Raw genomic sequence first — 24,425 nt, forward strand, 5'->3', positions numbered from 1 at the left:
CTAAGTAGTTAGTTTTTTGTCCTGAAGTTCTATAGTTAAACTATCAGTTTTTATAGGGTAATCAAGAGTTTCTAATTGCTTTTTAAAAGGCTTTATATGCTCTAAAAATTTAGCTTTTAAACTATCAGACATTGGTTTGGCCTCTGGTAATTTCTCTTTAAACGGATCTACTTCTTTTCCGTTTTTCCAGAAACGATAGCATACATGATTACCAGATGAGCTACCTGTGTTTCCAACGTAACCTATAACTTCTCCTTGTTTTACAAAATCGCCAACCTTTACATTTCTTTTAGACATGTGAAGGTATTGAGTGCTATAAGTTGCGTTATGTTTTACTTTAACAAATTTACCATTACCTAAGCCATATCCAGATCTTGTAACTGTTCCATTTGCTGTAGACATTATAGGTGTTCCATTAGGTGCTGCAAAGTCTGTTCCTCTATGCGCTTTTAAGCGATACCCATAATGCGCTATTCTTCTTTTTAGATTATATCTCGATGAAATACGACTAAAACTAACAGGTGCTTTTAAAAATGCACGACGTAAGTTCTTTCCCTCATCACTAAAATAATCACGAATTCCTAAAACGGAATCTGTTTCAAACTCAAAAGCATAAAAAGGTTCTTTATTATGCTCGAAATACGCTGCTTTAATTTCGTGGATTCCAGAGTAGATAGAGTCATCAATATATTTTTCTGTATAAACAACTTTAAATTTATCATTTTTTTGAAGTCTTGAAAAATCTATTGTCCAAGCATAAATATCACTCATCCTTATGGCTAGCATATATGGCTTACCTAGTTCTTCCATAGATAATGAAATGTTTGAAGTGATTACTCCAGAAGCCGTTTTTTCTACATATTTGATAGGTTTGTAACTAGTGTATGCTTTTATTGAATCTTGAAAATCTATTACAACGTAACGCTCTTTTGTTGGTTGATAGATAAAACATTTAGGTTGTTGAAGAGAATCGTTTGAGCATAATAAAGTGTATGGTTTCCCTAGTTGTAAATTTCTACTAACATCAAAACTATCTTTTGACTTTTGTGTTATTTCAAAGATTTTTGGGTAAGGAATGTTGTTACGTTCTAATATTTTTCCAAAAGTATCACCGTTTTGAATGGTATCTCTTTTAACAACATAATCATCTAAATTAAAACCAAATTCAAAAACATCTTGGGTTCCTTCTTCTATAACCTGTTCTAGGTTTTCGTTATTTTCATTGTCGTCTTTACAGCTAAAAATGGAAATAATAAAAAGCGCGAGTATTAAATATTTTTTCCCCAATCGTATAGTTCTTGTTGACTCCATAAATCTGGAAAAAATATTCGTCTTTGATATTTTGGATGCATATATTTTACCCATTCGCTTCCTCCTGTTGCTTCTACTGTTTTGCCACCAATATTTAGATAGTGGTTAGCTGTGTTATAATGTGCCATTACCCAAGTAATATTTACTGTGTAATCGTAATGACGCATTGCTTTTATTAAATCTTTATTCTCTCTAACATCTTCAGGCAATTTTTTAAATATTGTCCACAAATTATGAGTATTTGAGAATTCTGCAAATCTAATAAATTCGTCTTTGTATTTCTTTTCGAAAACTGTTAATGTATATGTTTTTTTACCAGTTTTATAATCTTTTCCAGCAGCTTGCCAATATAAATGTTCGAAAGCGTGTTCAAATGGTGTGTTTCTATCTATAGTTTCTCTAAAGCGATTATCTATTAAATTAATAAGTTCTGTAGACGAAAATTCAATTTTCCTGTATTGAGCGCTTTGAAAACCACTTGCTGGTGTTAATGTGTGTCTAAATTTGTTGTATTGCGCAACGTCCATTCCATCTTTCATTACTGTAAAAGAGGATGTTAGCATATCGAAATAACGACTAATACGCATGAGTTTGTCTTCAAAAAAAGCAGCAGTAATGTCTTCTTTTTTAGCAACTTGATCAATTTCCCAAAGAATCATTTTAAATAACAATTCATTTACTTGATGGTACATTAAAAATACCATTTCGTCTGGAAAAACCGTACGCTGTATTTGTAAATTTAACAATGCATCTGTTTGGATGTAATCCCAATAATCTATTGGTTTACTATGTAACAAACCTTCTAAATGTGAATTTACATTTTGGTCTATTGCTTTGTATTTTTCTTGTATTTGGTCGATTATTTTATTGTCTATGCTCATTTAGTTCTCTACAAAAATTTTAAATGGATGTTTAAGTCCTTTAAAAGCTTCTAAATCTGCTCTTAAGGAGCCAACAGCTAAATCTGCTTTAATGCGTAAAGGTACTTTATTTTTATCTTTTGAAACCCAAAGCGTTAAACTTTCTTCTTCTTTAAATACACGTCCAACCATAACATAAGGTCTAAACTTTAGTGCTTCAATTTTACCAAAATCTGTTTTAATAGTTTCTTCGCCTAAGTATTTTAACTTAAAGCCATAATTTTCTTCATCAAAAAACATATCTGTTTTAATTTCATCACCAGGTTTAAGAGTCGAAATGTTAATCTTATTTCTTAGATAGTAGTACATAGAAACCATGTCTTGAACATTGGCTTTAGTGGCTACTGTTTTTTTTGTGTTATGCTTTTTGTTATGGACTAAAGCTGTTTTGTTTTCGTGATCGAATTCTATTTCTATATCTTTTTTATGTCCACCTTCGTCTATATTTCTTATAAATTTATAAGGGATAATTTTATCTACATCTATATAGCTTTCATAACGGTCTTTTACTTTAAAAAACCATTTTATCATTCCAGTAGTCCAGCCTTTTCCTACCACATGGAATACTGGCTTTCCATTTAATTCTGTCTCTTTTACATTTAATGTTGCATTTCCTGCTTTAAGAAAATTGCTATAGCTCATTTCAAATTTAAACCACTCTCCACCTTTAAAAGCGCCTTCTTGTGCTGTGGCATGGTTTATTGAGCCTATTATAAGTATTGTTAGTAGTAATTTTTTCATAGTTTTCGAGTTCTTGTAATCTATAATTTTAAGCCTTTGTTGTTTAATTAACTTAGATTACAATTACTATTCCAAAAATATAAAACTAAAAAATACCATCTAATGTTTAGATGGTATTTTTTAGTGTTTATTTAACAAATTTGTTATTTATAATGTTCCTCGTTTTGCTTGTTCACGTTCTATAGATTCAAATAAAGCTTTAAAGTTTCCTGCTCCAACACCTTGTGCTCCCATACGTTGTATAATTTCGAAAAATAAGGTTGGTCTATCTTCTACTGGTTTTGTGAAAATTTGAAGTAAATACCCTTCTTCGTCTGCATCTATCATGATAGATAGTTTTTGAAGCTCGTTAATGTCTTCATCCATCATATCCATATGTTCACCTAATCTATTTGGAATATCGTCGTAATACGCTTGTGGAGGAGGTGGTAAAAACTCTATTCCTCTTGCTTTTAATTGAGCAACAGTTTTAATAATGTCGTCTGTGGCAACAGCAATGTGTTGTACACCAGAATCTTCATAGAAGTCTAGATATTCTTCAATTTGAGATTTTTTAGCTGCTTTTGCTGGTTCGTTTATTGGAAACTTAATACGACCATTTCCATTACTCATTACTTTACTCATTAAAGCAGAGTATTCTGTGTGTATTTGCTTGTCGTCGAAAGATAAAAAGTTTACAAAGCCCATTACGTCTTCGTACCATTTTACCCATGTATTCATTTGTCCCCAACCAACATTACCTACCATGTGGTCGATATATTTTAAGCCTACAGGTTCTGGATTGTAATCGCTTTCCCATTTTTCGAAACCTGGCATAAATGTTCCTGAATAATTTTTACGTTCTACAAACATGTGCACGGTTTCGCCGTAGGTATAAATTCCTGCTCTAACAACTTCTCCAAATTCGTCTTTTTCTACTAATGGCTCCATGTAAGATTTTGCGCCACGTTTTGTTGTCTCTTCGTAAGATTTTCTAGCGTCTTCTACCCAAAGTGCTACAACCTTTACACCATCTCCATGTTTTACAATGTGATTATTAACCTCAGATTTACTGTTTAATGGTGTTGTTAATACTAAACGAATTTTGTCTTGTTTTAACACATAACTTACAGAATCTCTTGAGCCTGTTTCTAAGCCTTTGTAGGCATAAGATTGAAAACCAAATGCTGTTTTGTAAAAGTGCGCTGCTTGTTTGGCGTTACCAACATAGAATTCTACGTAGTCTGTTCCTAAAAGTGGTAAGAAATCTTGAGCGCCTTCGAATATTTTTTCTAAACCGTAGTTTACTGATTTTACTTCTTTTTTACTCATAATGCTTATAGAATAGAGAAGATAGAGTAGAGAGGAAAGACTTGTTGAGTGCTTTGCTTTTAAATACTACTTTCTCTTATTGTTTAATTTTATTTTAATGCTCTAACCAAGATTTGTAATAGTCTTCGTCGGCAATTTTCATAGCCTCTTCAGTTACCATTAGCGGTTTAAATGTATCTACCATAACTGCTAATTCTTGGGTTTCGGTTTTGCCAATACTACGTTCTGTAGCTCCTGGATGTGGACCATGTGGTATTCCTGCTGGATGAAGAGATATGTGGCCTTGCTCGATATCGTTACGGCTCATAAAATCACCATCAACATAATATAATACTTCGTCACTATCTATATTACTATGGTTATATGGAGCAGGTATAGCTTTTGGGTGGTAATCGTACAAACGAGGTACGAAACTACAAATTACAAAGGTATTTGTTTCGAAGGTTTGATGTATTGGTGGTGGTAAATGTACACGACCAGTAATGGGTTCGAAATCATGAATTGAAAACGCATATGGGTAATTATAGCCATCGTAACCTATAACATCGAATGGATGTGAGGCATAAACCATATCGAAAATATCGCCTTGTTTCTTAACTTTCATTAAAAAATCGCCAGATTCGTTATTGGTTTCTAGTTCGTACGGTCTACGTAAATCGCGTTCGCAATATGGTGAATGTTCTAATAATTGCCCAAACCAGTTTCTATAGCGTTTAGGTGTGTAAATTGGACTACGAGATTCTACAATAAAGAGCCTGTTGTCTTGGGTATCGAAATCTATTTTGTAAATTATTCCGCGAGGAATAATTAAATAGTCTCCATATTTAAAGTCAAGATTACCAAGGTGTGTTCTTAGTTTTCCTGAGCCTTTATGAACAAAAATCATTTCGTCTGCATCTGCATTTTTATAAAAATAATCTGTTGTAGATTGTTTTGGTGCTGCTAGAATAATAGTACAATCACTATTTGTTAAAACAGCTTTTCTACTTTCTAAATAGTCATCTTCTGGTTTTACTTGGAAGCCTTTTAATCTGTAGGATTGCATGTGGTTTTTTTTAGCAATCTTGGGAGCAACACTGTATTGTTTTTTAATTTCTTTTACTTGTGTTGGACGTTGTTCATGATAAGAGTTTGTGCTCATACCATTAAAACCTATGGTTCCAAAAAGTTGTTCGTAATATAGAGACCCATTTTCTTTTCTAAATTGAGTGTGTCTCTTGGGTGGGATGTTTCCTAATTTATGATAAAATGGCATTTTTAAGTTTTTTAGTTAAAAATTTTAAGTTGAAATCTCAACTTATAATAAATGCGAAATAAGGAAAAGACAAATCACTCAGGATTTCTTTTAATAAGAAATTTTAAAAAGGTTAACATGTCTTGCCAGAAGTAATTCATTATTAACAAATATCGTGATTTTTTTGGAGTTTAAGAAATTCTAAATTCTAAAACCAAAAACCTAAATTAAAAAACCAATAGCTTTCTTTTGTTTCTGGTGAAAAAGTGTATTTGGCTTCAATAGGTCCAAGAAAAGTTTCTACTCCATATCCTAAGGCATAACCAGAATAGTCTGGAAGCGAAAACCACTCTACATCTTCTGAGCTAAACAAATCGTCTTCTACGTTTGCATAATTTGCAGCCAGTATAATGTGGTGTTTTTTTATTATCTCGTAATCTAAATTTATTGTGCCTTTTATATAACTGTCTCCTGCAATAGATAGATAATTGTAACCATAAAAAGATTTGTAGTTATTAATAAAATTGTTAGCAAAACCACCTAAAGCAAAATCTAAATACAAGATACCGTTACCGTTAATTTTTGCTCCTACCTCTTTTATAATACTAGCACTAAGTTTTGGTGTAAAAGAATAGGCGTAACCTAAGCTTGCATTGATAATTGAGAATTGACTAAAATTCGTATTATAATCTGAAGAGAATAGGTATAAATTAAAATCGGTATTAAAATATAAACCTTCGTTTGGGTAATATTTATTATCGAAAGAATCGAAACGCAGATCTCCAAAAGCGCTTAAATAATCGCTATTATCAAATATAGTTGCATTTTGGCTTGTACTTGGTAATACAGTTTCTGTTGAGATTTTTAAATGCTTTTGTTCTGCACCAAGTGTTAGTGTTAAATCGTTTTTATACTGTGTTTGAACAAAAATTCTATTTGTAATATCGGTAATTTTAATATCTAATTTATTTAGTCCAGAAGAAGTAAATAATCCTGGAGATAGGAAGGATGATGCAGAAACATCTTTGTTGAATTCATTATATCTAGAGTTTAAACCAAGACTCCAGTAGAACCCTTTATCTATATAGTATTTAAAATTATACCTAACGTTATCACCAGCAATTAAATCTAGTGAAAGCGCATCACTTTTAAATAGTAATTGTTTTTTAGTAATGTTTCCTAAAAGTGCGCTTTTATATAGTCCATCATAATGCAAACCAAATTTTAAAAAGGCAGTTTTATCTGTCTCTTTAATTTCTGTATGTAAATCGTAGCCTGTAACACCATTAATTGTAGATGGTACTAATTTATAGGCAAAACTATCAAAATTATTAGTTCCTATAAGGTTGTTTGCACCACTTATAAATCTCTTATAACTTACTTTTTCGAACGGTTTTAATTTTAGTTTGCCTAATATGTAAGAAATTGTATAATTATCTAAACCTTTAAAAAACATTTGATTTATTTGAAGGCTATCTTCTGTTTTTGGTGTAATAAAAGCACCTCTTTTTTTTCTTTGTTTTTTAGCCAATTGTTCTAATTGGTCTATTTTTAATTTGGCCGCGATTTCTCCATTTTCTATTATTTTAGAGCCATCATTAAAAGAAATAACATTAAATTTAGTAATGTCTGGTTTAATATAAACATCAGTTTTTGGCACCTTAATTTTCATATCGTTAATTGTTCGAAAATTATTTATTTGAAATAATATCTCAGGAGCAGAAGACAAATCACTTCTATTAGCTAACCCATCTTGAACATCTACACCAATAATAATATCCATTCCTTTATCTCTTAATTCGTCTATTGGATAGTTGTTTGTTACACCACCATCTATTAAGAGTTGTTCGTCTATTATTACAGGTTGAAACAAGGATGGAAAGGCACCACTTGCTTTTACAGATTGAGCCAGATTACCTTTTTCTAAAATTATTGGTTGTCCTCTTTCTATGTTTGTTGCTATGCAAAAAAAAGGTATTGGTAGCTTACTAAAATCTTCTATTTCATTAACGTGTAATGTTAATTGAGACAATAAATTGAAGATGTTTTGTCCTCTTGAAAGCGCAGATGGTAGTTTTACTTTAAAATTATTAAATGGTAAAATTAAAGCATATTTCTCATGGTTTTCTCGTTCGTAAAATGTTTTAGCTGCTCTTGGAATTTCGTCTTTTAATATTTTATCGAAATCAACATTACTAAAAATAGAATCTAATTGCTTGCCTGAGTAACCAGAAGCGTATAAAGACCCAATTATTGCTCCCATACTTGTGCCAGCAATATAGTCTACACGAATGCCTAGACTATCTATAACCTTTAATGCACCAATATGTGCTAAGCCTTTTGCGCCTCCACCACTTAAAACTAGACCCACTTTTGGTTCTTTTTTCAAGTTGTCTTGAGAAAACACACTAGTGTTTGTTATTAATAATAGTAATATTACAATGAAAAATGATTTCATGTGTTTATTTTATTGTCTTTTAATGGTCACAAGCTGTACGATATTAATCCCTGCTTTTGCGATAAAATTTTAGCATGCTCGTTTCGTTTATTCGTTTTCTTGTTTATGGTAATAGTTATAAATTTTTTCTGCTCTTGAAACGCCTACAACATGTTCAAGTTCATCTAATTTTGCATTAGCTATTCGTTTTGCAGATTTAAACTCTTTAAGTAAATCTATTATGGTTTTTTCGCCAATACCAGGGATGGTTTCCATTTCTGTACTTAACGCTTGTTTGCTTCTTTTATTTCTATGATGTTCTATCCCAAAGCGATGTGCTTCGTTTCTTAACTGCTGTATAATTTTTAGAGTTTCACTTTTTTTGTGTAAATATAAAGGAATTGGATCGTTTGGATAAAATAATTCCTCTAAACGTTTAGCAATGCCAATAATTGCAATTTTACCGCGTAAATCTAAAGCGTTTAAACTTTTCAAGGCCGATGACAATTGCCCTTTACCACCATCTATAATGATCAACTGCGGTAGTGGTTGCTCTTCCTCTAGTAAACGCTTATAACGTCTATAGACAACCTCTTCCATAGATGCAAAATCATCTGGACCAACAACCGTTTTTATATTAAAATTCCGGTATTCCTTTTTACTAGGTTTACCATTTTTAAACACAACGCATGCTGCAACTGGATTTGTACCTTGTATATTAGAATTATCAAAACATTCTATGTGTCTTGGTTCTTCACTTAAACGAAGATCTTTTTGCATTTGAGACATAATTCTATTAACATGGCGATCTGGATCTGTAATTTTAACTTGTTTAAAACGTTCCATTCTGTAATATTTTGCATTACGAATAGATAGGTCAAGTATTTTTCGTTTGTCGCCAAGTTGTGGAAGCGATACTTTAATAGATTCACCTACACTAACTTTAAAAGGCACATATATTTCTTTAGAATTAGAGTTAAAACGTGCTCTAAGTTCTACAATTGAGAGTTCTAAGAGTTCTCTGTCTGTTTCATCTAATTTTTTCTTGATTTCTAAAGTATGCGATCGTATTATAGAACCAAAAGATATTTGAAGAAAATTAATGTAACCGTAACTCTCATCACTAACTATAGAAAAAACATCTACATTACTAATTTTAGGATTTATTATAGTAGATTTTGCTTGATAGTTTTCAAGAACTTCAATTTTTTCTTTAATTTTTTGTGCTTCTTCAAAGTGCATGTCTTGAGCTAGAGATTGCATTTGTATTTTAAATTGACTTAAAGATTCTTTAAAATTTCCTTTTAAAATGTCTTTAATTACAATAATGTTTTCATAGTAGCTTCTTTCTGTCTCTTTACCTTCGCAAGCACCTTTGCAGTTTCCTAAGTGGTATTCTAAACAAACCTTGTATTTGTCTTCTTGAATTTTTTCTTGAGATAAATTATAATTACATGTTCTTAATTGATATAATCCTTTAATTAAACCTAATAAAGTTTTTACCGTTTTCATGCTTGTATAAGGTCCAAAATACTCACTTCCGTCCTTTATAACGCGTCTTGTTGGGAATACCCTTGGAAAGCGTTCTTTTTTTATGCAAATCCACGGATAAGTTTTATCGTCTTTTAATAAAACATTATATCTTGGTTTGTGCTTTTTTATTAGATTATTTTCTAATAAAAGTGCATCATTTTCAGTCTCGACAACAATATGCTTTACATTTTTAATTTTTTTTACTAAAACCCTAGTTTTACCATTTTCATGAGTTTTTGTGAAATAAGAAGATACTCTTTTTTTTAAGTTTTTTGCTTTACCAACATATATAATAGTTCCTTCTGCGTCAAAATACTGATAAACACCAGGAGATTCTGGTATGGTTTTAAGTTGAATGTCTAAAGCAGGCTTACTCATAAATCAAAGGTAATACTTAAAAAATATTTTCAATAGTAATTATGATTACAAGATTAGTTAATACAAGTTTTTTGTTACATTGTAGCCTAAATTAAGCGCTAATAATGCCAAAGAAAATTATAGGTAGAGTAGATAAAGTAGATTTTCCTACACTTGATTTATTCGACATAGATATTAAGATTGATACAGGAGCTTTTACTTCATCTATGCATTGCCACAAAGTCATTGAAGAAGATAACTCTTTAAAATGCTTGTTTTTTGGTAGAGAACACCCAAATTATAATAAAAAAATTATTGTTTTCAAAAACTATTCTACAACTAAAGTAAAAAGTAGTAATGGAATGGTTGAAAACAGACACATTGTTAAAACATCAGTTATTCTTTTTGAAAAGAAATATAAAATTCACCTTACGCTAAGTACGCGACATGAGATGAAATATCCCATTTTAATTGGTAGAAAATTCCTATCTAAAAAATTTCTTGTCGACATTAATTTAAAAAACTTATCTTTTGAAAGAAAGATGCTTTCAAAATTATAATACTTTCAATATATTAAAAATACCACATCTAATTAATAATAACAACCAATTTAAAGTCATGAAAATAATAATTTTATCTAGAAATTATCACTTATACTCCACAAAACGTATAGTAGAAGCTGCCAAAAAACGTAAGCATGAGGTTGAAGTTATCGATCCTTTGATGTGTGATATTATTATTGAGAAAAAAAATCCCAAAGTTATTTTTAAAGGACGTACGCTAGAATGTGATGCAATTATACCTAGAATAGGCGCTTCTGTAACTTTTTACGGAACTGCTGTGGTAAGACAGTTTGAAATGATGAAAGTATTTTCCGCTGTAGAATCTCAAGCCTTAGTAAGATCTAGAGATAAACTGCGTAGTCTTCAAGTATTATCTCGTGCAGGTTTAGGTATGCCAAAAACGGTTTTTTCTAACTATGCTAAAGATGTTCAAAGCATGATAGAATATGTAGGTGGTGCACCATTAGTAATTAAATTATTAGAAGGGACTCAAGGATTAGGTGTTGTATTAGCAGAGACTAATAACGCAGCAGAATCTGTAATTGAAGCTTTTAATGGATTACAAGCACGTGTTATTGTTCAAGAATTTATTAAAGAATCTAAAGGTGCAGATCTTCGTGTTTTTATTGTGGATGGTGTTGTTGTTGGTGCAATGAAACGTCAAGGAAAAGAAGGCGAATTTAGATCTAATTTACACAGAGGAGGAAGTGCCAACATAATAGAGCTTTCAGATGAAGAAGAAAATGCAGCTTTAAAAGCCGCTAAATCTCTTGGTTTGGGTATATGTGGAGTAGATTTATTACAATCTGCTCGTGGACCTTTAGTTTTAGAAGTTAATTCTTCTCCAGGTTTAGAAGGTATTGAAACGGCTACTAAAAAAGATATTGCAGCAAATATTATTCGTTATATTGAACGTAATGTATAATTGTTTGTAAATGATGTCAATTAAAAACACAGAAGACTTAACTATTTTAGGAGAAGTAATTAAGCTAGGTGAAAGTAAAGAAATTAGTTTTAATATTGCTAAACTGCACACAAGAACACCAATTGATGTTCCTGTAATTATAGAACGTTCTAAAAAACCTGGGCCTACTTTTTTGTTAACTTCTGGAATTCATGGAGATGAAATTAATGGAGTTGAAATTTTAAGGCAAATTATATCTAGTGGTATTAATAAAGCAAAAATTGGTACAATTATTTGTATTCCAGTAGTCAATATTTTTGGGTTTTTAAATATGGCACGTGCTTTTCCAGATGGTCGCGATTTAAACCGTGTATTTCCTGGAAGTAAATCGGGTTCTTTAGCAAGCAGAGTTGCATATACTATTACTACTGAGATTTTACCACATATTGACTATGTTTTAGATTTTCATACAGGTGGAGCAATGCGCTACAATGCTCCACAAGTAAGAATAACCAAAGGTAATACTGCGTTTGATACTGATGCCAAAGTTTTTGGAGCTCCATTTGTTATTTATTCAGATAATATTGGTAAATCTTTTAGAAATACTTGTAATAAAATGGGTAAACCTATTTTGTTGTTTGAGGGTGGGAAATCTGTTCATATAGATAGTATTATTACAGAAACAGGCGTTAATGGTGCTATACGTGTTTTAGACCATTATGGAATGCTAAGAAGTAATTTTGAAGTTCCTAAAGCTAAAGTGAAACCTGTTTTTATTGCTAAAAGCAGATGGATACGTGCTAATTATTCAGGTATGTTTAAGGCTTCAATTGAGATAAATTCTAAAGTTGATAAAGGTGATTTTATTGGCAATATTACAGATCCTTATGGTAAATTTAATCATTTTGTAAAAGCATCTAATTCTGGTTACATTATTAATGTAAATGAATCGCCTATTGTGTATCAAGGAGATGCTCTTTTTCATATTTCTACTGTTTTGGTAGACGATTAGCTATGACAAGTAAATTAGAACTAAGAAATAAGTATAAAAACCTTCGAAAGGAATTAACCAAAGATACTATCGATGCCTTAAGTTTAGAAATTGCAAATAGATTGTTAACTTTAGATATTTGGGAATATGAATTTTATCATATTTTTTTATCGATTGAAAGCTTAAGTGAAATTAATACAGACTATATACTTAGTATATTATCTGGAAAAGATAAAAACATAGTAATTTCTAAGAGTGATTTTAAAACTAGAATACTGCACAATTTTCTACTTACAGATGCCACTACAATTAAACTAAATAAATATAATATTCCAGAACCCGTTGATGGTATAGAAATTACAAATAATAAAATTGAAGTTGTTTTTATACCTCTTTTAGCTTTCGACGAATATGGAAATAGAGTAGGTTACGGGAAAGGCTTTTACGATAATTTTTTAGCAAACTGTAAACCAGAGACTATAAAAATTGGTCTTTCTTTTTTTGAAACCGAAAAACAAATTCTTGATATTTTTAGTAGCGATATTGCTTTAGACTTTTGTGTTACTCCTCAAAAAATATATTCTTTTAAAAAGCAGATTTAGTTTAAAAAATATCTTCCATTATCTAGGAAATGCTTTATTATTGAAGAATAATAAAATACCAAATCCTAAAGCTATAGCAACATCAGCTATATTAAATACTGGTTCAAAGAATATAAAATTCCGACCACCAATTAATGGTACCCATTCTGGTAAATTATCTTGCCATAATGGAAAATAAAGCATGTCTACAACGTTTCCAAAAAGTAATTTGTCATAACCACCATCTTTTGGCATAAAAGTGGCGACTTGGCTAAAACTGTCGTTAAAAAATACACCATAAAAAACGGAATCTATTATATTTCCTAAAGCACCAGAAAAAATAAACACTAATGCTAAAACAAGAGTATTAGAAATCTGTTTTTTTATGGAGTTTATTAGCCAAAACCCAATACCAAAAATTGCTAGAATTCTAAATGATGTAAGACATAATTTTCCTGTTCTATCACTAACAAAAGGAATAATATCACTTAATGTGGTTCCCCAAGCCATACCATCGTTTTCAACAAAGTAAATTTTAAACCAACTAAAAACCTCTAGTGATTCGTGTATTTGAAAATGTGTTTTTATATATAATTTACTCACCTGGTCGATAAGTAGAATAATAAGAATTAAAATAGTTGTCTTCTTTATAGACATTTCAATGTTTTAAGCTAAAATAATACTATTTTTTAGTTTTAAAGATGTTAATATTGCCATTAATGGAATGTATTATTATTTCATTATTTGCCTTTATTATTTTTTCGGTATTTATTTTTCCAGTTTTAGTTGATGCAGAAATATTTGCATAGTTAGTTTCTAGGTTAATATTTCCATTAATGGTGTTAATTATTGCATCTCAATTAAAACCACTTATGTTAGCATTTCCTTGATTTAATTCGAGTATGAGCTGTTTATGTTTTCCAGTAATTTTTGCAGAAGCAATTTTACTTTTAAAATTTAGAATTATATTCTTGAATTATAATAGAAACGTCTATGGAGAGTTGTTTATGAGCACTTAATTTATCGTTATTCTTTTTTAAGTATCCTTTATAAATACTTGAAATTAATAAGGAGTCACTTTTAACTTCTGTTATTATTGTTGTGTTTTGCGCTCCCTCTCCTTCAATTTTGGTAGTTAAAGTTATAAGATTTGTTTTAGCGGTTTTAGTATCAATTTTAAAAATGTCATCACCTTCAATAATAATACATTTTATGGCATTATTATTTATAATTTTTTTTTCAGTCTTTTGGCCATAAGCCAGTAAACTCGTAATTGTTAGTAAAGCAAAAAAGAAATTATTCATAAAAATAATGTAATAAAAAACGCCAACTAGATTAGTTGGCGTTTTAACTTTAAAAAAAGTTTTATTCTGTTTTTTTAATTAAATAAATATAAACAGGAAAGTGATCACTAAAACCATTAGTAAAACCACCATCTGCAAAACTTCTTAAAGGATAACCTTTGTAACGTCCTTTTTTGTTCACTAAATAATTTTCATTAAAAATCCCAGCTTTATAGTAAGACCAATGGGTGTAATCTTTTTCAAGAAAAGGTTTAGTTACCATAATTTGATCGAATAAACTCCAAGAATCTCTGTAAGCACCAGTTCCTAAACCTTGTTTTTTAAACATATTAATAAAAGGGTTATATATGCCTCTAATTTTCACGTCTTTTTGCTTGCGTTTTGCTTTTAAAACATCTTTAACACTTGCATTTGTTGGGTTATCGTTTAAATCTCCCATCGTAATAATCTTTGCGTAAGGATTTATAGCTTGTAAAGAATCCATCACGTGTTTATTGAGTTTAGCAGCAGCAACACGTTTAGCACGACTTCTAGCCTCTCCACCACGTCTTGATGGCCAATGGTTTACTATAATGTGTACAAGTTCGCCTTCTAAATTTCCAGAAACCAATAATTGGTCTCTAGTATAAATTCGTTTTCTTGTATTATCATCAAATATCTTTAGAGTATGAGTGCTTTTAGAGATTGGCTGAAATAAACCTTTTTGGTACATTAAACCTACATCAATACCACGTCTATCTGGAGAATCGAAGTGAACAATCCCATAATCCTTTGCTAAAAGTAAAGGATCATTAGCTACATCTTCCATTACTTTAACGTTTTCAACTTCACAGACACCTAACAGAGCAGGAGAATTTCCTGTAATACTATTGCCTATATCTGAAATTACACGCGCCATATTGTGTACTTTCTTTTTGTAGATTTCTTCACGATCCGCCTTTATTTCCATCATTGGGCTAGCTTCGTCATTTTTTTCTACATCGTTTTCTGTGTCAAATAAGTTTTCTAAATTATAAAAAGCCACAGTATGGATTTTATATTTCTTTTCTTCTTGAGCATTAACGGTTAAAACAGCAGTAATTAGTACAACTGAAAACCATGTTTTAAAGTTCTTCATTAATAGTATTGTTATGATTATATTATATATTTATACAAATATGTTTTCCAAAGTTAAATATTTCTAATAAAAAATGTAACTTTGTAAGCCTTAAATAACGATTATTTAATGCATCAACAATTTATTAACTATTATTTATAGTATGAAAAAAAGTTTTTTAATTTTTTTTTTAGGAATTTTTTCTGTCTGCACAGTCTTCGCTCAAGAAACGATTGTTAAAGGTAGCGTTAAGGACGCTGCTACAGATGAGCCTCTTCCTAATGTAACAGTAATCATTGAAGAGTCAATTTTAACAACTAAAACTGATGCTTTTGGACAATTTATCTTTAAAAAAGGCATTCCATTAGGAGAACAATTCCTAAAAATCGAACTAACAGATTATACCACTAGGCGTTATCCTATTATTGTTAGTGAAGGACAAACTGTAGACATACAGGATATGACTTTAGCATACAATGCTAGTGATAAAAAAGATTTATTTATTATTTCTCTTTCAGACGATCAGCTGAATAGTGATGAAGATGGATTAACAAGTAATATTTCTGGATTATTACAAGCTTCTAGAGATGTGTTTTTAAGAGCTGCAGCTTTCGATTTTAGTGCGACATTTTTTAGGCCAAGAGGTTTAGATAATTCAAGCGGTAAAGTTCTAATTAATGGGCTTGAAATGAATAAGCAAGCTACCGGGAGACCGCAATGGGGAAACTGGGGAGGTATTAACGATTTACAACGTAACCAAGAATTTTCAATGGGAATGGCTCCTAACGATAATAACTTTGGAGATATCGCAGGTACTAATAATATAGTAATGAGAGCCTCTAAATATCGTGAAGGTGGACGTTTATCTTTTGCATCAGCTAACAGAAGTTATGAAGGACGTGTAATGGCAAGTTACAATTCTGGTTTAATGAAAGATGGATGGGCATACAGTTTATTAGCTTCTAGAAGATATGGAAATGGAGGTTATTTTGAAGGTACATTATACGATGCTAATTCATTTGTTGTTGCTGTAGAGAAGCAAATCAACGATAAGCATAGTATTAACTTTACATCAATCTATGCTCAAAACAGAAGAGGTAGAGGAGCAGCTTTAACTCAAGAAGTTACAGACTTAAAAGGAAGACAGTATAATCCTTTTTGGGGTGAATTAAATGGAGAAGTAAGAAACTCTAGAATTAGAAAAATAGAAGAACCAATTTTAATGTTAAATCACCTTTGGACGCTTTCAGATAAAACATCTATAAATACAAATATAGGTTACCAATTTGGTACGTCTGGAAACACAAGAGTTGATAATGGAGGAACACGTTTAGTATCCTTCCAAGGTCAAGACAGTTATATTGGTGGAGCGCGTAATACAGATCCTACCTATTACCAAAATCTACCTAGTTATCATTTAAATGTAGATGGAGGACCAACCGCATATAATTATGAATTAGCTTATCAAGCTCAGCAAGCGTTTTTAGACGATGGACAGTTTGATTGGAACGCTTTATATACAGCAAATGTTAATTCTAATAATGCTGGAAACAATGCAATATATGCAATTCAAGAAGATAGAATAGATGATAAACAATTAATGGCTAACATTATTTTTGATACTGAATTAACCGATAATATTCGTTTAAATGCGGCAGTTAACTACAGAAACTTAAAAAGTGAGAACTACGCTTTAGTTTCAGATTTATTAGGAGCTGAAACTTATTTAGATGTCGATTTCTTTTCAGACGAAGGACAAATTGTTGACGGTGTTTTAACTACTGCACAATCAGACCTTAGAAACCCTAACAGACTTGTAGCTGAAGGAGATCGTTATAAATATAATTACGAAGTTGATGTTAATGTAGTTAGTGCATTTGCTCAAGGTGTTTTTAAATATAATAAAGTAGACTTTTATTTAGCAGGAAATATTTCTAAAACAGACTACCAACGTAATGGTTTGTTTGAAAGCGGTTATTTTGCTGGAAACTCTTTTGGAAAAGGAGAAAAGGCTGAGTTTAGTAATTTTGGAGTTAAAGCAGGAGCAACTTATAAAATTTCTGGAAAGCATTTATTAGATTTTAATGGATCATATATGACAAAAGCACCAATTACCAGAAATGTATTTGCTAATGCGAGACAGTCTAATATGCTTTTAGATGATGTAGATAGTGAAACTATAACAAGTGTAGACGCAAGTTATATTTTCCGTTCTCCAATAGTACAAGCAAGATTAACAGGTTATTACTCAAATTTTGAAAACGGAACACAAACAGGATTTTTCTTTAGTGAAGGTGCTGGAAGTAATTTAGTACAAGAAGCTGTTACTGGTATAGAAACACAACGAATAGGTGGAGAATTAGGTATAGAAGCACAAGTTACACCAACAATTAAATTAAAAGCCGTAGCATCAATAGGACAATTTACATACACTAATAATCCAAATCTCACATATTACAGTCAGGAGTTTGGAACAGGTCGTGCTATTTTTGGAGATGGTACAACGAACCTAAAAGACTTACACGTTGCTAGTGGACCAGAACGCGCTATGCAGCTTGGGTTCGAATATCGTGATCCTGATTATTGGAATATTGGTATAACTTCTAATTTCTTTTCTAACGCTTATGTAAACCCAAGTGCTTTAAAAAGAAGTGCTGCTTTTGTTACAGATCCAGAATTATACTCTGATACTCAGTTTCAAGATGGTACAGCAGGAGGAAACGTTTATGTTGTAAGTGGAGGAGAGATTAATGATGTAGATCCAGCAATCGCTAGAAAATTATTACAGCAAGAACAATTTAATGAATATATGTTACTTAATGTTGTTGGTGGTAAATCATGGAAAATAGGTGACTATTTTGTAGGATTCTTTGCAACTATTAATAACGTATTAAATAAAGACTATAGAACTGGTGGTTTTGAGCAATCTAGACGTGTAGATTATAGAAGTCAACTAGATGAGCAAACCAATGGAAATGGACCAATATTTGGTAATCGTTATTTTTTAGGTAATGGAACTACCTATTATATGAATGTTTACCTAAGATTTTAATTATATTTATAGAAAAAATAAATTCAAGAAAAAATGAAAAAATTTAATTTAAACCAAATCGCATTATTTTTAGTGAGCTTAGTTTTACTTACTGGCTGTGTTGAAGACGATAATTTCGATCTCCCAACTGGAATTTCAGGAATTACAGAATATCCAAATGCAAATGCACAATTCAACTCTTTAAGTGCAGTATTAGGAAACTTTGGAACAGGAAACGGAGATCCTGTAACTTATGATGAGGCTAGCCAAACTGTAACAGAGAAATATACAGAAGGTTATGTAGTCTCTAGTGATGAAGGTGGTAACTTTTACAAGCAACTAGTAATACAAAATGCTCCAGAAAACCCAACTGCTGCAATTGTTGTTCAAGTAGATAAAAATCCTATGTTTACTCAATATGAGTTTGGTCGTAAAGTTTATATAAAACTTAATGGATTAAGTGTAGGCGAAGGTAATGGTGTTATTCAACTAGGACGTTTAGAAAGCGATGAGTTAGAAAGAATACCAAGCACTCTAGTAGTTCAGCACATACTAAGAGCAGACGAAGTTGCAACAATTGTTGCTAAAGAAGTTTCTATTTCAGATTTTAACGATTCTTTAGAGAGTCAGTATATTAAACTAGATAACATGCAGTTTAATAGCAACTTAGTAGTTGGAAACCAAACTACATTTGCATCAGAGCCTAACGATAGTTTTGATGGAGAACGTACATTAGAAAGTTGTGAGACTGGAGGATCTGTAATTTTAAGTACTAGTACATTCTCAGATTTTAAAGGATTAAATTTACCAGCAAATAGAGGTTCTATAGAAGGTATCTTAACAAGAGATTACTTTGATGATTTTTACACAATTTATATTAACTCTCCAGAAGGTTTAAATTTTGATGATGCATTACGTTGTGATCCTTTATTCGAAGATGATTTCTCTGCAGGAAATTTAAGTAAATGGACACCATTTAGTGTAACAGGAACTCAAGAATGGTATTATAATACTTTTGGAAATCCAGCAGATAGTGCAACTATGTCAGGGTTTGCTGGTGGAGCACAAGAAAATGAAGATTGGTTAATTTCTTTACCAATAGATTTGTCTTCTGTGCCTTCAGCTTTCTTAACATTCCAAACAGTTAAACGTTACGATGGTAATGATATTGAAGTATTATATGCAACAGATTATGCTGGTGGAGATCCAACAACAGATGGAACTTGGGCAGCTTTATCACCAACATTAGATACAAATACAGGAAGCTGGTCTTCATGGACAGATTCAGGACTATTAGATGTTTCTGCAGCAGCAGGAGGTGATTTATTTATTGCATTTAAATATACCTCAACTAGTGCTTCAGCAGCTACATGGGAAGTAGATAATGTTAAAATTTCAGCTGAATAATTTTTCAGAAAATAAAATATTATATAAAACCTGATAGTGTTAACTATCAGGTTTTATAATTTTAAGTTATGACAGTTTTCGATCAACTTTTTTATTACATGTTCTTACGTTTTAAAACACGCTATAAGCAAAAAGCGAACATTATAGCTCTGTCTTATACATCTGCATTACAAATTGCTTTAGCGTTCCTTTTAGGTTGTTTTTTTGCAGCTTTTTTTAGTCAGTTGCATGTAGATGCAATGTCTAAAGATAAAGCTTGGTTTTTTATTATTATGGTTTCCTTATTTATTCATTTTAAAAATTGGATTCAGTATAATGGAAAGACTAGGAAAGTAATGAATGCTAAGTTTAATAAAAAGAAAGCTCCAAAATATAATTTCGCATTGCTTTTAGCTTTACCTATTATTTGTATAGCAATGGGTGTATTATTACTTCAAGCTTAAAAATTAAAAATAAATATCTTGAGCTAGTCTAAAGGTATTGGCATGAGCTTCTACAATAGTTTTTATGTCTGGACTATAACCTCCTCCCATACTACACATTACTGGAATATTATTGTTTTTACAAGTTTGTAGAATAAATTGGTCGCGTGCTTTACAACCATCTACACTTAAACCTAATTTTCCTAATTTATCTGTAGCAATAACATCTACACCACATAAATAGTAAATAAAATCAGGTTGTTGTTCTTTTATTAACTTAGGAAGAATTCCTTTTAAAATTGAAAGGTATTCAGCATCACCAACGTTATTTTCTAGTTCAATATCTAAATTACTTTGTTCTTTTTTAAACGGATAATTGTGTTTTCCATGCATAGAAAAAGTAAATACCGAAACATCGTTTTTAAAAATCTCAGCAGTACCATTCCCTTGATGCACATCTAAATCTACAATTAGAATTTGTTTAGCTAAACCTTTATTTTGTAAATATCTAGCTCCTATAGCTTGATCATTTAACATACAAAAAGCTTCTCCACGATTAGTGTAAGCATGATGTGTACCACCTGCAATATTCATAGCAATACCATATTTTAAAGCATATTCACTTGCTTTTATGGTACCATCAGCAATTGTAATTTCGCGTTCTATTAAAACTTCGCTTAAAGGAAAACCAATTTTTCTTGCAGCACGTTGGTTTAAAGTAATATTAAGTAAATCGTAAAAATATTCTGCATTATGAACAGCTAGAATTGGTGCTTCATTAATCATTTTTATAGGCTCAAAAAAATTATCTTCTGTACAAGTTCCTTCATGGATTAATTGCTGAGGAAGCAGCTCGTATTTTAACATAGGAAACCTATGTCCTTCTGGCAAAGGATGGCAATAAATAGGATGATAAGCTATTTTTAACACCTTATTTGTGCAATTTTAATTGAATTCTTTTTCTAGTAACATCAACCTCTAAAACCTTAACAATAATTTGTTGGTGTAAATGTACATGTTCGTTTACATCTTTTACAAAACTATCACTTAAATTAGACACATGTATTAAGCCACTTTCCTTTATACCAATATCTACAAAACAACCAAATGCTGTTATGTTATTTACTATACCAGGTAATAATTGTCCAGAATGCAAATCGGTTATAGATTTTATATTCTCATTAAAACTAAACACTTTAGCAGCTTCTCTAATATCCAGTCCTGGTTTTTTTAACTCTTTAATAATATCTTGAAGTGTTAAAAGGCCAATGGTTTCTGTACAGTATACTTTTAAATTTATTTTTTGAAGTATGGATTCGTTACCAATTAATTCTTGAATTGTAACACCTTCGTCTTTAGCCATTTTCTCCACTATTTTATAACTTTCAGGATGCACAGCAGAATCATCTAGCGGATTTTCAGACTTTTTAATTCTAAGGAAAGCGGCACCTTGCTCAAAAGATTTTCCGCCTAAACGTGGTACTTTTTTAATGTCACTTCGCGATTCAAAAACACCATTTTCATTTCTGTAATCAAAGATGTTTTCAGCTAATTTTGGTCCAATTCCTGAAACCGAACTTAATAATGGAATACTTGCAGTATTAATATTTACACCAACACTATTTACACAATTCTCTACAACAACATCTAATTGTTTTTGTAATTTATTTTGGTCTACATCATGTTGGTATTGCCCAACACCAATAGATTTAGCATCTATTTTAACCAATTCTGCTAATGGATCTTGTAAACGTCTACCAATAGAAACAGAGCCTTTTACTGTAACATCATAATTAGGAAATTCGTCTCTTGCAATTTTTGATGCAGAGTAAATACTTGCTCCTGCTTCGCTAACTACAAATACTTGAACGTCGTTTTTAAAATGTACTTTTTTAACTATAGCTTCTGTTTCTCTAGAGGCTGTTCCATTACCTATGGCAATGGCATTAATTTTATAGGCTTCGGTTAATGAGGATAACTTTTTAATAGCTCCAATACTATCACTTTTTGGTGGATGCGGATAAATAGTTTCATTATGTAATAAAGCACCTTGTGCATCTAAACAAACTATTTTACAACCTGTTCTAAAACCTGGATCTATTGCTAAAACACGCTTTTCTCCTAATGGAGAACCAAGTAATAATTGTTTTAAGTTTTTTGCAAAAACAGTAATAGCAGCTTCGTCTGCTTTTTCTTTAGCATTACTTAAGGCTTCCTTACTTAAAGATGGAAACAATAAACGCTTATAAGCGTCACTAATTGCTAACTCAATTTGGTCTGCGCATGCATTATTAGATTTAATAATTTTTCTATCAATGTTTTCTAGAGCTTTAATAGAATTAATTTCAATTTTAACACGTATAAAACCTTCATTTTCTGCTCTTAAAATAGCCAAAAGTCTATGCGATGGAATGCGTTGTAAAGATTCAGACCAATCAAAATAATCTCTATATTTTTGAGCTTTCTCTTCGTTTATTTTAGCCTTAACAACTTTAGTAGTTATTTGGGCATGTCTTTCAAGTTGATTTCTAAGATTATTTCTAATGTCTAAACGCTCGTTAATCCATTCTGCAATAATATGTCTAGCACCTTCTAAAGCCTCTTCTATAGTTGTTATTTCGCCTTTTACATACTTAAAGGCAGTAGACTCTATGTTGTTAGAGTTTTGACTCATTATTATTTTTGCCAATGACTCTAGTCCGTTTTTACGTGCAGTTTCTGCCTTTTTTTTACTTTTTTTCTTAAATGGCAAGTAAAGGTCTTCCAGTGTTATTAGGTCTTGGCAAGCTTTAATTTTTTGTTTTAATTCTTCAGTTAAAACATCTTGTTCTTGTATAGCCTTTTTAATTGAAATTTTACGTTTTTCTAAAGTTTCAAATATTTCTTTATATTTTACAATGTCACCAATTTGAACTTCGTCTAAATTACCTGTTGCTTCTTTTCTGTATCGTGAAATAAAAGGAACAGTACAATCTTCGTTAAGTAATTTTATTGTGTTTTTTACTGAAGATTCAAGTAAATTGGTTCTAGAAATTATGTATTTTAGTTGTGTTAACATCTCTTTTAATTATACTGCTAAAATAAGATTTACCAACCATTTAAAAATTGAACACAATGAAACATTTATTTAAATACCTTATTATTTTAAGTTTTGCTTTAACTAGTTGCAATAAAGAGAAACAATACAGACGCGGAAGTTTTTAAGGCTGTAGAGAAAGTTGTACAAGGTGTTTTTGACGATGTTTGGGCTGCTAAAAAAGAAGAATCCATTTTAAAATATCAAACTAAAGATTTTGTTTTGCTAGAACATGGAGAGGTTTGGTCTAACGACACTATTGTAAATTGGTGTAAAAATGCCAAATTAAGAGATGATAGTACTAAGCGAATAAACAACTTCGATTTTTTTAAGGCTAAAAAAGAAGGCAATCGTGTTTGGATGGCTTACCATAATTATGCAACTTTTAAGAAAGACACCATAATTGTTAATTACTAATGGCTAGAGAGTATTGTGGCTGTTAAGAATGATTCTGTATGGAAATTAGAGATGATGCATTCTACAAGAGTAGCCAGATAATACTAGTCTAACTTATAGAGTTTGTAAACACTTGTATCTTTATCTAAAGCGCCAAAAATAAAATTATCATCATACTTAAAAACAGTTTGTAATTTTGAATTCTCAAAAACATTAGTAATCTTAAAGTCATCGATTTTATTAAAATCGTTTTTTGGAATCTCACCCATTATATGCTTGAAATCCATATTAAATAAACATTCTATTCGAGTAGATTTAGTATGCGTATAGGAGTTGAATGAAGCATAAATAATTCCAGATATTAATCCGCCTAATCCAGTTACAACACCAAATCCAACCATTGGAGTGGTTTGAATTTCTTCGCTAGCAACTAATGTAATAATAAGCAAATTATCTTTTTTGTAAGCACAAATACCTATTTTAGAATTTGTTATTTTTCTTAAAAATTTTGAAGTTTTTTCTAATTCTCTATAACTATCAAACTCTCCTCCTTCTTGAATTATTGGAGTGTTTTTAAAAGCAATTTGTTCTCCTTTTTTAATCTCAAATCTACTGTATTTTTACTTAAGTCAATTTTAAAAAAATAGGTGTATTTGTCAAATAGATTATTAGTTATTGTAATGCTTTGATCTTTAAAATACACTTTAGTAAATGCTGCTGTTTTTTCAAGAGCGTTTGGGAGGTTGTTATTAATAACTTCTACACTTGAATATGCTGGATTACCTAAAATAAGATTGTATAAATCATATT

The 24,425-nt window shown here is 30.9% G+C and carries 22 protein-coding genes; 8 read left to right on the forward strand and 14 right to left on the reverse strand.

What is annotated here, in order from left to right; genetic code table 11:
• The 7 genes from QNK89_RS00750 to uvrC all read right to left on the reverse strand — a co-directional run bounded on the left by QNK89_RS00750 (position 1) and on the right by uvrC (position 9,865).
• The gene (locus QNK89_RS00750; RefSeq protein ID WP_340169053.1) at positions 1 to 1,311 is read right to left on the reverse strand and encodes a peptidoglycan DD-metalloendopeptidase family protein; all 1,311 of its coding nucleotides are present in this window, start codon (positions 1,309 to 1,311) and stop codon (positions 1 to 3) included.
• Positions 1,269 to 2,192 carry a tryptophan 2,3-dioxygenase family protein gene (locus QNK89_RS00755; RefSeq protein WP_340169055.1) on the reverse strand — a complete coding sequence of 308 codons (924 nt, stop codon included), beginning with the start codon at positions 2,190 to 2,192 and terminating at the stop codon, positions 1,269 to 1,271. The genes QNK89_RS00750 and QNK89_RS00755 overlap by 43 nt, the downstream gene beginning before the upstream one ends.
• Entirely contained in the window at positions 2,193 to 2,972 is a 780-nt protein-coding gene (locus QNK89_RS00760) for a DUF3108 domain-containing protein (RefSeq protein WP_340169057.1), read from the reverse strand.
• Positions 2,973 to 3,119: 147 nt separating this feature from the next.
• Positions 3,120 to 4,283, reverse strand: a complete 1,164-nt coding sequence (gene hppD, locus QNK89_RS00765; RefSeq protein WP_340169058.1) for a 4-hydroxyphenylpyruvate dioxygenase — start codon at positions 4,281 to 4,283, stop codon at positions 3,120 to 3,122.
• Between the two features lie 94 nt (positions 4,284 to 4,377).
• Positions 4,378 to 5,538 (reverse strand): homogentisate 1,2-dioxygenase, encoded by a 1,161-nt coding sequence (locus tag QNK89_RS00770; protein WP_340169060.1) that lies wholly within the window; start codon positions 5,536 to 5,538, stop codon positions 4,378 to 4,380.
• 187 nt (positions 5,539 to 5,725) lie between these two features.
• Positions 5,726 to 7,975 carry a patatin-like phospholipase family protein gene (locus tag QNK89_RS00775; protein WP_340169062.1) on the reverse strand — a complete coding sequence of 750 codons (2,250 nt, stop codon included), beginning with the start codon at positions 7,973 to 7,975 and terminating at the stop codon, positions 5,726 to 5,728.
• 87 nt (positions 7,976 to 8,062) lie between these two features.
• A complete protein-coding gene (gene uvrC / locus QNK89_RS00780) occupies positions 8,063 to 9,865 on the reverse strand; it encodes an excinuclease ABC subunit UvrC (RefSeq protein WP_340169064.1) in 1,803 nt (600 codons plus the stop codon).
• A gap of 104 nt (positions 9,866 to 9,969) precedes the next feature.
• Between uvrC and QNK89_RS00785 the strand changes: the two genes are divergently transcribed.
• From QNK89_RS00785 to QNK89_RS00800, 4 genes are read left to right on the forward strand one after another with little or no spacing between them, the layout of a single operon-like run.
• On the forward strand, positions 9,970 to 10,404 hold the full coding sequence (locus QNK89_RS00785) for a RimK/LysX family protein (protein ID WP_340169066.1): 435 nt from the start codon (positions 9,970 to 9,972) through the stop codon (positions 10,402 to 10,404).
• Positions 10,405 to 10,462: 58 nt separating this feature from the next.
• The gene (gene rimK, locus QNK89_RS00790; protein WP_340169068.1) at positions 10,463 to 11,332 is read left to right on the forward strand and encodes a 30S ribosomal protein S6--L-glutamate ligase; all 870 of its coding nucleotides are present in this window, start codon (positions 10,463 to 10,465) and stop codon (positions 11,330 to 11,332) included.
• 13 nt (positions 11,333 to 11,345) lie between these two features.
• A complete protein-coding gene (locus QNK89_RS00795) occupies positions 11,346 to 12,323 on the forward strand; it encodes a succinylglutamate desuccinylase/aspartoacylase family protein (protein ID WP_340169093.1) in 978 nt (325 codons plus the stop codon).
• A gap of 2 nt (positions 12,324 to 12,325) precedes the next feature.
• The gene (locus QNK89_RS00800) at positions 12,326 to 12,904 is read left to right on the forward strand and encodes a 5-formyltetrahydrofolate cyclo-ligase (protein WP_340169070.1); all 579 of its coding nucleotides are present in this window, start codon (positions 12,326 to 12,328) and stop codon (positions 12,902 to 12,904) included.
• A gap of 18 nt (positions 12,905 to 12,922) precedes the next feature.
• On the opposite strand, the gene QNK89_RS00805 is transcribed toward QNK89_RS00800, so the two are convergent.
• The 3 genes from QNK89_RS00805 to QNK89_RS00815 form a co-directional block, all read right to left on the reverse strand.
• Entirely contained in the window at positions 12,923 to 13,540 is a 618-nt protein-coding gene (locus tag QNK89_RS00805; protein WP_340169072.1) for a lipoprotein signal peptidase, read from the reverse strand.
• A 293-nt stretch (positions 13,541 to 13,833) separates the two neighbouring features.
• Positions 13,834 to 14,187 carry a hypothetical protein gene (locus QNK89_RS00810; RefSeq protein WP_340169074.1) on the reverse strand — a complete coding sequence of 118 codons (354 nt, stop codon included), beginning with the start codon at positions 14,185 to 14,187 and terminating at the stop codon, positions 13,834 to 13,836.
• Positions 14,188 to 14,248: 61 nt separating this feature from the next.
• Positions 14,249 to 15,304 carry an endonuclease/exonuclease/phosphatase family protein gene (locus QNK89_RS00815; RefSeq protein ID WP_340169076.1) on the reverse strand — a complete coding sequence of 352 codons (1,056 nt, stop codon included), beginning with the start codon at positions 15,302 to 15,304 and terminating at the stop codon, positions 14,249 to 14,251.
• A 142-nt stretch (positions 15,305 to 15,446) separates the two neighbouring features.
• Between QNK89_RS00815 and QNK89_RS00820 the strand changes: the two genes are divergently transcribed.
• From QNK89_RS00820 to QNK89_RS00830, 3 genes are all read left to right on the forward strand, one after another.
• Positions 15,447 to 18,335, forward strand: coding sequence for a carboxypeptidase-like regulatory domain-containing protein (locus tag QNK89_RS00820; RefSeq protein ID WP_340169077.1), 2,889 nt, complete (start codon positions 15,447 to 15,449; stop codon positions 18,333 to 18,335).
• A gap of 33 nt (positions 18,336 to 18,368) precedes the next feature.
• On the forward strand, positions 18,369 to 19,721 hold the full coding sequence (locus tag QNK89_RS00825) for a DUF5689 domain-containing protein (RefSeq protein ID WP_340169079.1): 1,353 nt from the start codon (positions 18,369 to 18,371) through the stop codon (positions 19,719 to 19,721).
• A 68-nt stretch (positions 19,722 to 19,789) separates the two neighbouring features.
• Complete coding sequence (locus QNK89_RS00830) at positions 19,790 to 20,164, forward strand: hypothetical protein (RefSeq protein WP_340169081.1); 375 nt, start codon at positions 19,790 to 19,792, stop codon at positions 20,162 to 20,164.
• A gap of 3 nt (positions 20,165 to 20,167) precedes the next feature.
• Here QNK89_RS00830 and QNK89_RS00835 read toward each other — a convergent pair whose 3' ends face one another.
• Together QNK89_RS00835 and QNK89_RS00840 are read right to left on the reverse strand one after the other, a co-directional pair.
• Positions 20,168 to 21,073, reverse strand: a complete 906-nt coding sequence (locus QNK89_RS00835; protein WP_340169083.1) for a histone deacetylase — start codon at positions 21,071 to 21,073, stop codon at positions 20,168 to 20,170.
• 1 nt (position 21,074) lies between these two features.
• Positions 21,075 to 23,201, reverse strand: coding sequence for a Tex family protein (locus QNK89_RS00840; protein WP_340169085.1), 2,127 nt, complete (start codon positions 23,199 to 23,201; stop codon positions 21,075 to 21,077).
• A 240-nt stretch (positions 23,202 to 23,441) separates the two neighbouring features.
• Between QNK89_RS00840 and QNK89_RS00845 the strand changes: the two genes are divergently transcribed.
• Positions 23,442 to 23,636, forward strand: coding sequence for a hypothetical protein (locus QNK89_RS00845; RefSeq protein WP_340169087.1), 195 nt, complete (start codon positions 23,442 to 23,444; stop codon positions 23,634 to 23,636).
• 83 nt (positions 23,637 to 23,719) lie between these two features.
• Here the strand turns inward: QNK89_RS00845 and QNK89_RS00850 are convergent, their stop codons facing one another.
• Together QNK89_RS00850 and QNK89_RS00855 are read right to left on the reverse strand one after the other, a co-directional pair.
• Entirely contained in the window at positions 23,720 to 24,064 is a 345-nt protein-coding gene (locus QNK89_RS00850) for a hypothetical protein (RefSeq protein ID WP_340169089.1), read from the reverse strand.
• A gap of 110 nt (positions 24,065 to 24,174) precedes the next feature.
• On the reverse strand, positions 24,175 to 24,425 hold a 251-nt coding region (locus QNK89_RS00855; protein WP_340169091.1), incomplete at its 5' end, for a hypothetical protein.

This window comes from Lacinutrix sp. (assembly GCF_037625555.1).
Taxonomy (GTDB): domain Bacteria; phylum Bacteroidota; class Bacteroidia; order Flavobacteriales; family Flavobacteriaceae; genus Lacinutrix.